This is a genomic window from Singulisphaera acidiphila DSM 18658 (assembly GCF_000242455.2).
In the GTDB taxonomy this organism is placed as follows: domain Bacteria; phylum Planctomycetota; class Planctomycetia; order Isosphaerales; family Isosphaeraceae; genus Singulisphaera; species Singulisphaera acidiphila.
Window position 1 is genome coordinate 3,206,120 of record NC_019892.1, and the last position, 13,642, is coordinate 3,219,761.

Sequence of the window (13,642 nt, forward strand, 5' to 3'; positions counted from 1 at the left end):
TTTTAACCGCCCGCAAGACGCTCGAGCTCAGACTCGTCGATCACGGGGATATTCAGTAGGCGGGCTTTCTCGATCTTGCTCCCAGGCTCGGCCCCGGCAACCACGTAGCTGGTCGACTTGGAAACCGAGCCGGTGACCTTGCCGCCCTGGTTCTTGATCAACGACTCGGCCTCGGGCCGAGTTCGGTTCGGCAAAGTCCCCGTGATCACGAACGTTTTCCCCGCCAGGGGAAGCCCTGCGCGGCTCGCAGGCGTATACACAACGGCTTCCGGCTGGACACCGACCGACGGCAAGGCATCGAGCAAGCGTTGGTTCTCCGGGTCTTGGAAGAACTCGAAGACACTCGCCGCGACCACGGGTCCAATCTCGGGGACCGACTCGAGATCGGCCAGGGGAGCCGTACGAACGGCTTCGAGAGTCGAGAACCTCTGCGCCAGGATCTCTGCGCTCCGCGTTCCCACATGCCGAATCGTCAGGCCGGTCAGAAACCGATTCAATGGCCGGCGCTTACTCTCCTCCAAAGCGGCGACGAGGTTCTGAGCCGACTTCTTTCCCATCCGCTCGAGACCGGCCAGGGTGGCTTCATCGAGTCGGTAGAGGCCGGCCAAGTCTTGGACGAGGCCACGGTCGACAAGCTGCTCGATGAGCTTGCTCCCTAGCCCTTCGATATCCATCGCGTCACGATGAGCGAACCAGCGAATCCACTCCTTGAGTTGGTCAGGACAACGTGAGGGGGGATTCGCGCAGTGGAAGTCCACCTCGCCTTCGCTCCGCTCGACGGGGCCTTCGCAGCTTGGGCAGCGGGTGGGAAAGACAAACGGAATCTCGCTGCCATCGCGTGCTTCCGTCTCAACGCGAACCACCTGGGGGATGATCTCTCCCGCCTTCTGGATCACGACCGTATCGCCAACCCGGACGTCCTTGCGGAGGATCTCGTCGGCGTTGTGGAGGCTCGCCCGCTTCACGGTCGTGCCGGCGAGAGCCACCGGAGTCAGGTCGGCCACCGGAGTCAGCTTTCCGGTCTTGCCCACCTGAACGGTAATCCCAACGATCTTGGTCACCGCCTGCTCGGCTTCATACTTGAAGGCGATGACCCACCTTGGGCTCTTACTCCGCGTCCCCAACCGCGCTCGCTGCCCGAGGTCGTCCACCTTGATGACCAGACCGTCGGTCTGGAAGTCGAGGGTGTTCCGCTGGCTCGACCAGTGCTCAGCGTGAGCGATCACCTGGTCAATCGTCTCGAAAGTCTCATTGTGCGGACTCACGGGTATGCCCCACAAGCGCAGCAGGTTCTGCATCTCAGCATAGGAGGAGACTTCGATCCCCTCGAACTCGCCGAGACCATGAGAGATGAATTTCAGCCGGCGTTGGCCGCAAAGCTTGGGGTCGAGCAGTTTCAGCGAGCCGGCGGTGGAGTTGCGCGGGTTGGCAAACGGTGCCTCCTCTCGGGCGACTCGAAGCTCGTTGAGCCGGACAAGCTCGGAGTTGGTCATGTAGACCTCGCCCCGGACCTCGAGCAGGGGAGGGGGGGCGTCGTGGAGGGCGAGCGGGATGTCGCGCACCGTCCGCAGATTGGCCGTCACGTCGTCGCCCCGTTCGCCGTCGCCCCGGGTTGCCCCCAGAACGAAACGGCCTTGCTCATAGCGCAGGGAGACGGCAACACCGTCGACTTTGAGCTCGACGGCGAAGCGGACGGGCTCGCCCGGATTCAAAGCTTTGCGGATCCGCGCATCCCATTCGCGGACCTCATCATAATTGTACGTGTTCTCGATCGAGAGCATCGGGACGGAGTGAGTTACCGTCTGGAACGACGCCAACGGTGCTCCGCCGACGCGTTGAGTGGGGCTCTCGGGGGTGAGCAGCTCAGGCGCCTCGGCCTCGAGTTCCTCGAGCCGCTTCATCAAGCGGTCGAATTCTCGATCGCTGATGGTGGGCGCGGCGTCTTGGTAATAGCGACGGTTGTGGCCCTCGATCTCCTCGCGGAGCTTCGCCACTTCGCGTTCGATCTCCCGAGACGCCATTGATTTGATCTCCTTGCCCCGGGGAATCAAGGACCAGTGCGCGGGGCCTTTGAGGGGAACCACTGATCGGTCGCCATCGCGAGGAGCCCGAACACGAGCATCAAGACGAATTCGACCCCCAGCGCCAGCGGACCATGGCGATCGAGCCAGGCCGCCAATGCCAGGGACGCCTGCCCGGGCTTAGCGGCCTGCCGAACTCCGTTCGGATTGGCCCCGACGTAGGGGCTCACGACGTACGCCAAGGCCGTCAGCACAAAGAGCGTGCTCGTGACCAGCAGAACGACGTAGAACGGGTTCGGGAACAACGGCTTCCGTGGGCGGTCCGCCATGTTGTTGCGCTCCAGCCAACCGAAGAGAAAGGGACGTCAGGCCCCTCCGAAGACCCACTGGCTGCCGTCGATCGTGTAGTCGACCACTTCCTCGGGACGGAACCAGAGAGCGATTTCGCGCAGAGCCGATTCCGGGCTATCGCTGCCGTGAATCAGGTTATTCTGCTTGCTGATCGAGAAGTCGCCCCGAACGGTGCCCGGTGCAGCGGCAGCGCCATTGGTCGCGCCCAGCATGCTCCGAACCACGGTGATCGCCTCGTTCCCTTCGAGCACGCCGACGACGACCGGGCCACCGGTGATGAAGTCGATCAGGCCCTCGAAGAACGGCTTCCCTTGATGCTCGGCATAGTGCTTCTCGCCCAGCGGGCGATCGACCTGCAACAGTTTCAGGGCGGCGATCCGCAACCCTTTGCTCTCGAACCGCTGGAGAATCTGACCGACGAGCCGTCGCTGAACCGTGTCGGGCTTGAAGATGATCAAGGTGCGCTGCATGTGAGAGTCGAACCCCGCAAAGTCGGGTCAGTGTTGACCGAAGCCCTTGGCCGGTCTCGGCCTCAGGAAACAAGAGGGGTAGTGTAGCGGCTCAGGTCAACCGGTTCAACGGCAACGCGTCGGGCTCATTCATTCCTCGGCAATCCGCCATGGAAGTTCCTCGAACGTGTGCGGATCGAGCCGCCAGATCCGGACCTCGGGCTCGGAGTTGAGCAGAGAGACGATGATTCGGGGTACTTCCCCGTAATAGTTCTCGCGAAGGTCGGTCTGGCTCGGAATGGCGGCCCAGCGGGGATGGGAGTGATAGATGGCGAGGATCTCGGCTCCTCGAGCGCGGAGCGAGTTGACCGCGTCGATCAGGTCGCGGGGATCGGCGTCGTAGCGGGTCTCGCTGGCCGAGACATTGCGAAGCGGATGGAACGAAGAGACCAGGGGGGGGAACCCGCCCAGAATTCCGCAGCACTCCAACGGGGCCTCGCGGACGCAATGATCGACCATCGCGTCGTGGATCGCGCGCGGAAGCGTGAGAATGCGGGGCGAGTCGCTCATGGTATCTCGTGGGAAAAACGTGCGTTTCAGTCCGCTCAAATCATTCCGGGAAAAGGGGCGTCGACAGATAGCGCTCGCCGAGGTCGGGGAGCAGGACGACGATCAGCTTTCCGGCGTTCTCGGGGCGCTTGGCGATCTGGATCGCCCCGGCAACCGCCGCGCCGCAGGAGATCCCGCAGAGCATTCCCTCTTCGCTCGCCAGTCGGCGGGCCATCTCAAACGCCTCTTCGTCGCGCACCAGGGCGACCTCGTCGATGACCTCGGTGTTGAGGACATCGGGAATGAAACCGGCGCCAATCCCTTGGATCTTGTGAGGCCCCGGCTTGAGCGGCTCGTGCTTCCGGTGCTGGGTCAGGATCGGCGAGTTCACCGGTTCGACGGCGATGATCTTGACGCCCGGTTTCCGGCTCTTCAAGACTTCGCCAACCCCGGTGATCGTGCCACCGGTGCCGACAGCGCTGACGAAAAAGTCGACCGCGCCGTCGGTATCGCGCCAGATCTCCTCGGCCGTCGTCTTACGGTGAATTTCGGGGTTCGCCGGATTCTTGAATTGTTGCGGCATGTACGAATTCGGGGTGTTCTTGACGATCTCTTCCGCCTTCCGGACCGCTCCCGGCATGCCCTCAGCGGCGGGGGTCAAGACGATTTCGGCCCCGAACGCCTTGAGCAAACGGCGACGCTCCAGACTCATGCTCTCGGGCATCGTCACCATGAGTCGATAGCCTCGCGCGGCGCACGCGAAGGCAAGCGCGATGCCGGTGTTGCCGCTGGTGGCCTCGATGATCAGCGTGTCCTTCGTGAGCTTCCCCTCAGCCTCTGCAGCGTCAAGCATCGCCGCCCCGATGCGGTCTTTCACCGACCAAAGCGGATTGAAGTTTTCAAGTTTACCGACAACCTGAGCATGACAGCCTTCCGTAACGCGTCTGAGGCGGATCAGCGGAGTATTGCCGATCGTCTGGGTGATATCGTCGTAGATCCGGCCTCGAGTTCGCTCGGCGCTCGCCATGTCATCTTCTCCCGGGCAAGGATTCCCCAGAGTCCGTCGCCACCAAGTCGCGGCACGGACTCTCATCCCTTGCCAATGTTAAACCGTCCCGGGGTCTCGATTTCCGATTCGAGCCAACTCGCACAGACGGCGGTTTCGGCATCGTATTACACAAGGTGACGAGGAACAAGGCGATCTTAAGGGTAGGGCAAGTACTTCCGATTGGCCGTAGCAACGAAGAAATGCCTGAGCTCGAGACGTTGAGCGTCGCAAAAGCGGGTGAAACAGGCCATCAGGCCTCGGCATTCCACGGCCCGATTCGCGCTCCCTTCTCCCTTGAATGTGCTGGAATCGCGCGCACCGATCGACTACATCTATTGATGACCTCGGAGGGTAACCGCCTGGGACACCGTTTCGCCAACGCTAAGGTCCAGCAAGGCAGGCGAGACGTCCCAACGAACCCGAGCCTCGGAACCCCACAGATCCCCTTGCCCCTCGCCACCCAGTGCTCTCGTAAAAAGGCGTCAGGCGTTCTCACCGCCCGAACCCAAAGGCCTCACCGCGCATGTTCTCCAGCCCCATGTTTCATTACGAATACCAGGCCGCGACGCGGAAACGTCGGCCGTTCGTCTTTCGCACGGTCATTGCAGGCGTGCTCGGCCTCGTAACGGCGCTGATCGGCCTGTTTGTCTTCACGGCCCACTCGGGGCAGAGCGGTCCTGACGAGGTCCTCTTATTCGGCCGTTCCGTGTTCATCACCACCTTCGGCACTGAGCTGCTGTTTATGGCGTTTTTCGTCCCGGCCTTTGTAGCAGGCTCCATTGCCGAGGAGCGAGCAAGGGACACGCTCCCCCTACTCCTCCTTTCGCGATTGACACGAATCGAGATCGTTCTCACGAAAACGACCGCCCGGTGGCTGCCGACATTGAGCCTGATTCTTACCGGGTTGCCTGTGCTGGCGGCGTCGGCCTGGGTGACGGGACTCGAAGTTCAACTGAGCCTCGCCCTGCTGGTCTTGCTCTCCAGTTCGGCCTTGATGGCAACACTGGCGATTCTGGCATCCACAGTCAGAGAGCCGGCGGCCTCCGCCCCCACCCAAGCGACGTTCTGGTGCCTTGGCTGGCTGATCTTACCGCCGATCCTCTCGATCATGCCGATCCGGACCACAAATCTCTGGGGCACTCTGCTGGCCGAGTTCAAGACGCTTTGCGCCCTGATCGCACCTTCGAGCCCGCTTTCGCTCGTCACCGATCCCTCTTGGTACCTCCGGCCTGGCTCCGTCAATCTTCAAGCGAGAGTCGCACTAATGATTGGCCTTCAGGCACTTTTTGGCCTGCTGGCGCTCGGTTTCACTGTGAGCCGACTCAAGGCACGCGAGACGAATCCCAACTGGATCGACCCAACCCAAGGCTATCGACCACCCTGCAATGACGATCCAATCTACTGGCGGGAGCATGAACTCCCGCTGCGTCAGGGCAGTGAGCCACTCATTGTCATCCGATTACGCTACGTATTAATTATCATTAAAGCCATTCTCATCAATGTCTTAATACTTTTGGTGACACTACTCGCTCTGGCGATTCCGATCGGGCTTACGGTCGCGACGATGTACTACGGAGTTGCCGCGTTCAAAGAGCTCAGGCAATACGGCATGGAGGGGCCGTTTGTCGATCGCACGCATTTTAATTTCCTGGTGCGAGCGGCAACAGGCTTCATCGCCTTACTCCCTGCACTGATCCAGACATCCCTGGTCGGCACACGGATCAAGAGCGAACGGGACAAGAAGACGTGGGACACGCTCCTGACGACACCGCTGGATGGCAGGGAAATCCTCTGGTCCAAAACACGGGTCGTTAAAGCGGCTCTTCGGCCGGTGTGGCCGCTCCTGGTCATCTGGGCACTTGGGCTCACCTGCGGCGTTGTGGTGCCGCTCGGGGTCTTGTTAGCAGCAGCCGACCTCTTTTTGGTCACATGGGCCTTACTTGCTCTGGCATTTTACTCGAGCATCCGGCCCGGTCCAACCAACGTCGCATCGAGTCGATCCGTTATCATCGCCTTGATCTTACTCGTCGCCCACGTCGCGCTGCTCGGAGCAGCGCTCGCCTCACCCCCTGAGTTGGCGGTATTCGCCTCGTGGGATGTTCGGCTGCGATGGGGCCTTGTGCTGACCATCTGGACGATCCCGATCCTGACTGGCGCGTTCGCCTGGGTTTTGACCCGGCGAACCCTCGACCGGTTCGAGGAATGGGTGGGACGGCCCATCAGGACTGAGGCCGATCAACGTGAAGTCGAATCGCCTGGCCATCCCGCCAGATTGGCCTCATCCAACACATAAGCATTCGACGACACAATCTTTCCATCTCGGCACTTCCCCCATTGCTTCGTCTCACGATTGGCTTGAGGCGCGCCCCGAAGTTTGCGGTCTGGTGCCCGGCACGATAGGCTTGAGAAGGAGGACTGCATAGGACACGTGTGGCGATCCCTAATCCTTGACTTGGTTGAGGATCTCAGGTGGCCGGCCCGTTTCCAATCTTCGGTCTTTTTCGCAGCCCGGCCTCGTTTTCGTTGGAATGAGACGGCGAACGATGGAATCCGAGACGTCCCGCTCGCGAATATTGATCATTGATGACAATCAACCAGATCGGTTGCTTTACCAGCGTGCGCTTCCAGGCTTCAAAGTCGAATTCGCCGATTCGGATGAGGCCAAATTTGCGAGGCTGGTACGCGAGCCGTTCGACTTGATCATCCTCGGCCTTCAACTGCCGGAGTTGAGCAGCGAGCGAATGCTCACTTGGATTCGCTCCGAGCTTTGTCTCGAACTACCCGTCGTGGTCGTGATCGATGGCGATTGCGAGAGCCTTGCCGTCGATTGGCTCGAACGCGGAGCGAACGACTATCTGACCAAGGACGAGTTGCCCACACGTCGCGTAGCCGCCACGGTCCGCGGGGTCCTCGAGAGAAACCGGCTCGACCACGCTCGTCGGGCGGCCGAACAAGAGCTTCGACGCCAGCAGGAGGAGTATGACTTGGCCCTGCGGCAGCTCCGGGATGCGCAGACCCACCTCGTCCAGAGCGAGAAGATGGCCAGTCTCGGCCAACTCGTCGCAGGGATTGCTCACGAGATCAACAACCCGTTGGCGTATGTCTCCAACAACGTCGCCGTGCTCGACCGCGATGTCCATGGGATCGTCGCGCTCATGACGGAGTACCGGAACGCCCTCGGCGGCTCCGTTCCCGAAGCGATCCGACTGGCGGAAGCGAGGATCGACCTCGAGTACACCTTGGAGAATCTCGACCGGCTCATCGCAAGCACCAAGCAAGGACTTCAGCGGGTTCGCGAGATCGTGGTCGGGCTGCGCGACTTCTCCCGGATCGACGCGAACGACCGAAAGTTGATCAGCCCCAACGATGCCATCCGGACAACGCTCGAGATGGTTCGTTATCAAATTCGCCACAAGGGAATCAACCTCGTGGTCGATCTGGGTGAACTCCCGCTGATTTCTTGCTTCGCGGGCAAGATCAACCAGGTCTTGCTCAACATCATCATGAATGCCATCCAGGCCGTCGACCCAGGCGCGACGATCACCGTGCGAAGCTGGTCGAGCCCCGAGAAGCAGGAGGTCTATCTTTCTCTCTCGGACAATGGCCCCGGGATCCCCGAGTCGATTCAAGACAAGATTTTCGACCCCTTCTTCACGACAAAACCGCAAGGTCTGGGAACGGGCCTTGGACTCTGGATTACCGCCAATATCGTGAAAGAGCATCAAGGACGAATCGAACTGCAAACGGATCCGGCTCAGGGAACCACCTTCACCTTGATTTTTCCGATCCGATGCGCTGACCTTCCGTAGCAGAGCCTCGCTCCGGCCGCCTTGGCCCACCGCTCGGCCCCGCGTAGAATGGGGTCTTCGACGCAACCTCGATCACGATTTCACGAGGACGCGGCCAATACCCGAGAAGCCCGTTTCCCCATTCAAAAGGGGACGAACAAAGGGGAGGGGAGGTGGAGTGGGCCTCATTCCACTCCACTCGCACCGACCTCATGCCCTCGGGGAGTCGCGCGTTCTCAAAGACACTCAAGCCGCTAGGGAGCAACCGCCATGTCGCAAGGCGCCGAACCGACTTCGCAGCCGACCACACATCCGACGCAACATGGCCATCGACCGGCAGCCGCCACGCAGGTCCCGGCGACCTTGGTTCCTCAAGAGGGCTGGCATTTCCTCCATCTGTTCTACAAGGTGGATCGGGGTGCGCTGGCGGGTCTCTCGGCCGAGGCGAGGCGCGAGGGGGTCGAGGCTTTGAAGAAGGTGCTCGACCCGGCCGCTCCGGGCGCTCCCAACCAGTTGCAGTGCTTCGCGGTCCCAGGCCACAAGGCCGACTTCGGGGTCATGATCGCCGGGACGGACCTGAAGGCCGTTCACGCGATCCAGATCGCGATCCAGGCTTCCCCCCTCGGGCCAGCACTGGTGCCCGCCTACTCGTTCTACTCGATTACCGAAGTCTCGGAGTACGTGCCGGATGCCGAAGCCTACGGCCGAATCCTCCGCGATCGCGAAGGGGTCGACCCCGAGAGCTCTGCGTACAAGACAAAGGTCGACGCCTACGCCGCGCGACTGGGGACGATGAACCAGCAGCGGCTCTATCCCGACTTCCCCGACTGGCCCTGCGTCTGCTTCTATCCGATGAGCAAGATGCGCCAGGGCGATCAGAACTGGTATTTGCTCCCGTTCGAGGAACGCTCGGAATTGATGAGCCATCATGGCCGAAGCGGCATGAAATTCGCCGGGAGAGTGTCGCAGCTCATCACGGCCTCCACGGGACTCGACGACTGGGAGTGGGGAGTGACGCTCTGGGCGAAGAACCCGTCGTACTTGAAGGAGATCGTTTACACGATGCGGTTCGACGTGAGCTCAGCCAAATACGCACTCTTCGGCGATTTCTATTTCGGATACATCCTGTCGGCGTCCGAACTCCTGGACACGCTCCGCCTGTGAGAGGACGATAACGTTAGGTGAAGGAGCGATCGCGCGACCGCTCAAAGGATCATTCACGGTCCAGGCGGTCGTGCGTTCTCAGCAAGGAATGCTCCTTTAAGGAGGTCATTATGTGGATCTGCCCGAAATGCAGCACCAGCGTGGAGCCATCGTTCGAGATCTGCTGGTCGTGCGGCACGACTGTCGACGGCGTGGAAGACCCCACGTTCGTCACGGCCGACAACGCGTCTCCGATCAAGGACCCGTCTGATAATTTGAGGAAATCTAAGGAATCGTCTGTTGAACCCGAGCTACCCGAGCCCCCACTCGAACTCGTCGAGTGCTATCGGGCACGCGACTCGGCGGAGGCCAAATTCCTCATGGACCGCCTGGCTGAGATCGGGATCATGGCCCTCGCCAATGGAACGCACATGGGAAACACGGAATACATGCTGCCCCTCTTTTCGCCTCGTATCGAAGTTCGTGCCGAGGACTATGCTCGGGCACGCGGCCTGGTCGACGAATTTGAGCTCCGAAAGAAGGCACGCCTCGCGGGCGTCGAAAACCTCTGAGCCTCCGCTCTTTTCCGAGCGTCCGGACGATCGATTCCACGGCAATGCGTTGAGGTAACCGCGACATGTGGACCTGTACGAAATGCGCGACGAAGGTTGATCCCTCGTTCGAGGTCTGCTGGTCCTGTGGGACCGGCCGTGATGGCGTTGAGGACCCAACCTTCGTGTCCGCCGATTCGGCTCAGCCAGCCCTCTCCCCGCTCGACAGCGACATGCCGCCAGGCAACGATCCCATTCCCGAAGCCGCTCCTCCGCTCGAGAACTTGGTGGAAGCCTACTGGGCGAGCGACCTGATGCAAGCGACGTTCCTCGCCGACAAGTTGAGCGAGGAAGGGATGCCGGCCGTCGCCGACACCCACGACATGCACGATGCGCTGGGTATCTTGCGCGACGCCCCTCGCGTTTGGGTTCGCGCGGTCGACCTCTCTCGCGCCAAAACCTGGCTCGAAGCCTATGACCTCCAGTATAAGACCGAGCATGGCGAACCCGATCGCCATTAAACGATGATGCCCTCGGCAAGTTCGGTCACATCGCAAGGTTGAGCCGGCCCGGCCGTGCGACTCAGAGCGGAGGTTTTGATGGGGAACGACTTGGTCCTCGCAAGTACATCGGTGTACCGCCGAACGCTTCTGGCGCGGTTGGGACTGCCGTTTCGTTGCCTCGCCCCTCGAGTCGACGAGGAGGCGGCGAAGGCGGGGGATTGGGAACCTCAAGAGTTGGCCGAACATCTCGCCCTTGCCAAGGCCCGAAGTCTCTGCGAGGCCGAGCCGAACGCAACGTTGATCGGGAGCGATCAGCTCGTCAGTTTCGCAGGACGGATCTACGGTAAGCCGGGTACGACCGAGGGGGCGGTCGAACAGCTCTTGGCAATGGCAGGAAAATCGCACCAATTGATTACAGCACTCGCGGTGTGGACACAGGGACAAACCTATGTCCACACCGACATCACGACAATGCACATGCGATCGTTGTCGCGTGTTGAGTTGGAACGCTATGTGGCGGCCGACCATCCTCTTGATTGTGCGGGGAGCTACAAACTAGAGGAGCGTGGAATCTCGCTCTTCGATCGGGTCGAGACGCAAGATTACACGTCGATCATGGGCCTGCCACTCATCGCTCTGACAAGCCTGTTGCGAACGCTGGGCTATCCGATCCCTTGACCGCCGATCGGAGGGGACGTCCCCTGTGGATCGACGGTGAATAACAAGCGTTCCCGAGATCCTCACCATCGCGGAAGGCTCAGCGATCGTCGTGGTCGTCCCCTTTGGCACGCGGGTCGAGGATCTTCTCGACCGACTTGACCAGCTTCTCCATCGCAAACGGCTTGCGAATGTAGTCGCGAACGCCCAGCATCTCGGCGTAGGCCCGGTGCCGGCTGCCTTCGTTCCCGGTGATCATGATGGTCGGGATCAGACCACCCGATCGCCCCTTGAGCTTCTCAAGAACGAGGAAGCCGCTCTTCTTGGGCATCATCATGTCGAGGACGATCAAGTCAGGACTTTCGCGCTCGGCGATCGTGAGTCCGGAATTGCCGTCCCTCGCGACCATGATCCGGTAGCCCTTGCTCTCAAGGACGGCGCGCATGGATTCGACGATTTCATTATCGTCGTCGACGAGAAGGATCACCTTCTGGGCTGACGGCATTACTGTGGCTCCAGCGCAATGATGCTCGCGAGATTACTCATTTTATCTTAAACTGCGGTTCCGGGCGGAGCAAGTCCGCCGGCACTTGGAACCATGACGGCCAAGGTGGTTCTGGACCGGCCGAAGCGATCAGTCAGTTTGTTTCAGCAAACAAGCGTGACAAGCCAAAGACAGGCTTAAGACCAAGTCGTCCGACGCATTTTGCTTCACGGCGCCCAATGCTTCCGTCCATCCACCCTCTTTACCGAAGTCGCCCAGCATCGTCATAATGATTTTTTGAAATGGACCGGCTGGTATTGGCTAAAGCAATAGCCAAAGGTCCAACCTGTCGCACTCCATCCCCAGCCATTCTTTCGGAAAGGATCGTCAACCCATGAACCGTTGGAACGCCTGGCGATCAGTGCTTGGGCTGGCCAGCCTGTCTTTTGCCATCGTCGGTTGCGGGGGAAGCGATATTCCCGACCCCGATTCCGACTCCAATGCCGCCGCTGAACCAGCTTCTTCAGCTCCCGCTCCGGCACCGGCTCCGGCAGCTCCTGCTCCAGCGGCCCCCACTCCGGCCGTAGCGGCAACCGAGGCACCCGCCGAAGCAGCGCCCGCCGAAGCCCCAGCACCAGTCGCCACCCAGGCGCCCGAGCCCGCTGCCGCCGCGAGTGCAACTGAAGAAATGGCGGCAGCCGCCGCACCTGCGACTGCGGAGGCGGAAACCCCCGCGACCACCGCCGATCCCAGTCGAGCGAAGAACGCGGCCGCAACCGCGGAGTTGCTCGCGCTGGGAAACAAGCCCTTGCCCACGGAAGAGCCGGCCCCGGCGACAGCCGCGAACGGTTCCGCGGCCTCCGGCGACCCTGGAGACATGGCCAATCGCAGTAGCATGATGCCCGGCCCAATTCCGTCTTCAGGCCCTCCCGGCGCGGCTTCGGCTGCCATTCCTCCAGGCATGGCGGGAGATCCCGCCGCCAACGTGGGGGCGCCTGGTAGTGACATTCCGGGTTACCCTGGAGGAGCCGACGGGACCGATCCAGGTGGTTCAACCGGGCACGCCAATTTCCGATCGCCAACCAGCGCCGTGGACGCATTTCTGAAAGCGCTCAAGGCGAAGAATGCGGAACGGCTGGCTGAGGCCACGGCCCGACGGGCCCCGACCGAGGCTTCGGGCCCGAAGAATCAGAAGCTCTTCGCTTCGATTCTGGAACAGAGTCTTACCGAGGATGACCTGAACGACCTGGCCAACAAGCTGGAGGGGTATCAGGTCGTCGGTAACAACACGCCCAAAAGCACGGGGAAGTACGCACTGATCCTCGGCAAAGCCGGCAAGAACGGCGAGTCCTACCGGCGAACGATCACGACCCGGCATGAGAAAGACGGCTGGAAGGTCACCGACATCAGCGGTGTGGGCAAGGTCGAGAAACCCATCGTCGGAGGCCGAATGCGAGGTCGTCGCTGAGGCTCGAGGGGACTTTCCCTTTCTTTCATTTTGTACCATTCTCCCGGCTTTGCGTCGCACTCTGTAAGTTTGACGGACCACACTTTGTAGTTTTTGCCGACCTCCGGCCCAAAAAAATGGGCCGGAGGTTATTTTTTTCTCAAGTTATCCTCTTGATTCGCCGCGAGAGTCGCCTTTTTGCGGTTTTCTCAAGGTTTGGCTTTGAACCTGCATTACCTCCTGATCGTTCAAATTTCTTCATCTTGCCGCAGCGACGGACATCACATCTCCAGACAGTGCCCAAGGAAGGAGCCTGTATGGCCTTGTCCAGCCTTCGCCTCTGCGCGATGCTCGAACTCTCAGTGATCCTGTTCCAGGTTGTCGGAGTGATTGCGCTCTGCGTCAGTCGACTCTTGCCCCCTTCGTCGATTCGCTGGGCGAATCGGGGGCGTGTGGGCTTTGTCGTGGCCATGATTGGTCTGGGCCTCGCCGGTGCTTTTTGTGGTCGACACGACTCCGACTTCGCCCTCTTCGCCGGCGGATCGATGACGATCCTGCTGATCGGAATGACCATGGGAAGCGGTCAGGTTGATACGACCGGACCGGCTCGAAGCCTGGTCTCTCCGGAGGCGAATCTCGCTCGCTGAACTT

14 protein-coding genes are annotated in these 13,642 nt (G+C 60.9%); 8 read left to right on the top strand and 6 right to left on the bottom strand.

Going from position 1 to position 13,642, the window contains the following annotated elements; translation table 11 throughout:
* Window positions 1–2 precede the first annotated feature (2 nt).
* The 5 genes from ligA to cysK form a co-directional block, all read right to left on the bottom strand.
* The gene (gene ligA, locus SINAC_RS12690; protein WP_015246041.1) at window positions 3–2,021 is read right to left on the bottom strand and encodes an NAD-dependent DNA ligase LigA; all 2,019 of its coding nucleotides are present in this window, start codon (window positions 2,019–2,021) and stop codon (window positions 3–5) included.
* A gap of 26 nt (window positions 2,022–2,047) precedes the next feature.
* Window positions 2,048–2,350, bottom strand: a complete 303-nt coding sequence (locus SINAC_RS12695; RefSeq protein ID WP_015246042.1) for a hypothetical protein — start codon at window positions 2,348–2,350, stop codon at window positions 2,048–2,050.
* A 36-nt stretch (window positions 2,351–2,386) separates the two neighbouring features.
* On the bottom strand, window positions 2,387–2,842 hold the full coding sequence (ndk, locus tag SINAC_RS12700; RefSeq protein ID WP_015246043.1) for a nucleoside-diphosphate kinase: 456 nt from the start codon (window positions 2,840–2,842) through the stop codon (window positions 2,387–2,389).
* Between the two features lie 129 nt (window positions 2,843–2,971).
* Window positions 2,972–3,391 (bottom strand): Mov34/MPN/PAD-1 family protein, encoded by a 420-nt coding sequence (locus SINAC_RS12705; protein ID WP_015246044.1) that lies wholly within the window; start codon window positions 3,389–3,391, stop codon window positions 2,972–2,974.
* A gap of 40 nt (window positions 3,392–3,431) precedes the next feature.
* Complete coding sequence (gene cysK, locus SINAC_RS12710) at window positions 3,432–4,397, bottom strand: cysteine synthase A (RefSeq protein WP_015246045.1); 966 nt, start codon at window positions 4,395–4,397, stop codon at window positions 3,432–3,434.
* A gap of 544 nt (window positions 4,398–4,941) precedes the next feature.
* Between cysK and SINAC_RS12715 the strand changes: the two genes are divergently transcribed.
* From SINAC_RS12715 to SINAC_RS12740, 6 genes are all read left to right on the top strand, one after another.
* Window positions 4,942–6,711 (top strand): hypothetical protein, encoded by a 1,770-nt coding sequence (locus SINAC_RS12715; protein ID WP_015246046.1) that lies wholly within the window; start codon window positions 4,942–4,944, stop codon window positions 6,709–6,711.
* A gap of 250 nt (window positions 6,712–6,961) precedes the next feature.
* Window positions 6,962–8,227, top strand: a complete 1,266-nt coding sequence (locus SINAC_RS12720) for a hybrid sensor histidine kinase/response regulator (protein WP_015246047.1) — start codon at window positions 6,962–6,964, stop codon at window positions 8,225–8,227.
* A gap of 249 nt (window positions 8,228–8,476) precedes the next feature.
* The gene (gene hemQ / locus SINAC_RS12725) at window positions 8,477–9,370 is read left to right on the top strand and encodes a hydrogen peroxide-dependent heme synthase (protein WP_015246048.1); all 894 of its coding nucleotides are present in this window, start codon (window positions 8,477–8,479) and stop codon (window positions 9,368–9,370) included.
* A 110-nt stretch (window positions 9,371–9,480) separates the two neighbouring features.
* Window positions 9,481–9,921, top strand: coding sequence for a putative signal transducing protein (locus SINAC_RS12730; protein ID WP_015246049.1), 441 nt, complete (start codon window positions 9,481–9,483; stop codon window positions 9,919–9,921).
* A 164-nt stretch (window positions 9,922–10,085) separates the two neighbouring features.
* Entirely contained in the window at window positions 10,086–10,421 is a 336-nt protein-coding gene (locus SINAC_RS12735; protein WP_237722541.1) for a DUF2007 domain-containing protein, read from the top strand.
* A gap of 78 nt (window positions 10,422–10,499) precedes the next feature.
* On the top strand, window positions 10,500–11,081 hold the full coding sequence (locus SINAC_RS12740; protein ID WP_015246051.1) for a Maf family protein: 582 nt from the start codon (window positions 10,500–10,502) through the stop codon (window positions 11,079–11,081).
* A gap of 79 nt (window positions 11,082–11,160) precedes the next feature.
* Here the strand turns inward: SINAC_RS12740 and SINAC_RS12745 are convergent, their stop codons facing one another.
* On the bottom strand, window positions 11,161–11,565 hold the full coding sequence (locus SINAC_RS12745; RefSeq protein WP_015246052.1) for a response regulator: 405 nt from the start codon (window positions 11,563–11,565) through the stop codon (window positions 11,161–11,163).
* 373 nt (window positions 11,566–11,938) lie between these two features.
* Between SINAC_RS12745 and SINAC_RS12750 the strand changes: the two genes are divergently transcribed.
* The gene (locus SINAC_RS12750) at window positions 11,939–13,012 is read left to right on the top strand and encodes a hypothetical protein (RefSeq protein WP_015246053.1); all 1,074 of its coding nucleotides are present in this window, start codon (window positions 11,939–11,941) and stop codon (window positions 13,010–13,012) included.
* A 296-nt stretch (window positions 13,013–13,308) separates the two neighbouring features.
* Window positions 13,309–13,638, top strand: a complete 330-nt coding sequence (locus tag SINAC_RS12755) for a hypothetical protein (RefSeq protein ID WP_015246054.1) — start codon at window positions 13,309–13,311, stop codon at window positions 13,636–13,638.
* Window positions 13,639–13,642 lie beyond the last annotated feature (4 nt).

Coding starts and splice junctions, on each gene's coding strand:
- ligA (WP_015246041.1), bottom strand. CDS start 2,021: ATGGCGTCTCGGGAGATCGAACGCGAAGTGGCGAAGCTCCGCGAGGAG.
- SINAC_RS12695 (WP_015246042.1), bottom strand. CDS start 2,350: ATGGCGGACCGCCCACGGAAGCCGTTGTTCCCGAACCCGTTCTACGTC.
- ndk (WP_015246043.1), bottom strand. CDS start 2,842: ATGCAGCGCACCTTGATCATCTTCAAGCCCGACACGGTTCAGCGACGG.
- SINAC_RS12705 (WP_015246044.1), bottom strand. CDS start 3,391: ATGAGCGACTCGCCCCGCATTCTCACGCTTCCGCGCGCGATCCACGAC.
- cysK (WP_015246045.1), bottom strand. CDS start 4,397: ATGGCGAGCGCCGAGCGAACTCGAGGCCGGATCTACGACGATATCACC.
- SINAC_RS12715 (WP_015246046.1), top strand. CDS start 4,942: ATGTTCTCCAGCCCCATGTTTCATTACGAATACCAGGCCGCGACGCGG.
- SINAC_RS12720 (WP_015246047.1), top strand. CDS start 6,962: ATGGAATCCGAGACGTCCCGCTCGCGAATATTGATCATTGATGACAAT.
- hemQ (WP_015246048.1), top strand. CDS start 8,477: ATGTCGCAAGGCGCCGAACCGACTTCGCAGCCGACCACACATCCGACG.
- SINAC_RS12730 (WP_015246049.1), top strand. CDS start 9,481: ATGTGGATCTGCCCGAAATGCAGCACCAGCGTGGAGCCATCGTTCGAG.
- SINAC_RS12740 (WP_015246051.1), top strand. CDS start 10,500: ATGGGGAACGACTTGGTCCTCGCAAGTACATCGGTGTACCGCCGAACG.
- SINAC_RS12745 (WP_015246052.1), bottom strand. CDS start 11,565: ATGCCGTCAGCCCAGAAGGTGATCCTTCTCGTCGACGACGATAATGAA.
- SINAC_RS12750 (WP_015246053.1), top strand. CDS start 11,939: ATGAACCGTTGGAACGCCTGGCGATCAGTGCTTGGGCTGGCCAGCCTG.
- SINAC_RS12755 (WP_015246054.1), top strand. CDS start 13,309: ATGGCCTTGTCCAGCCTTCGCCTCTGCGCGATGCTCGAACTCTCAGTG.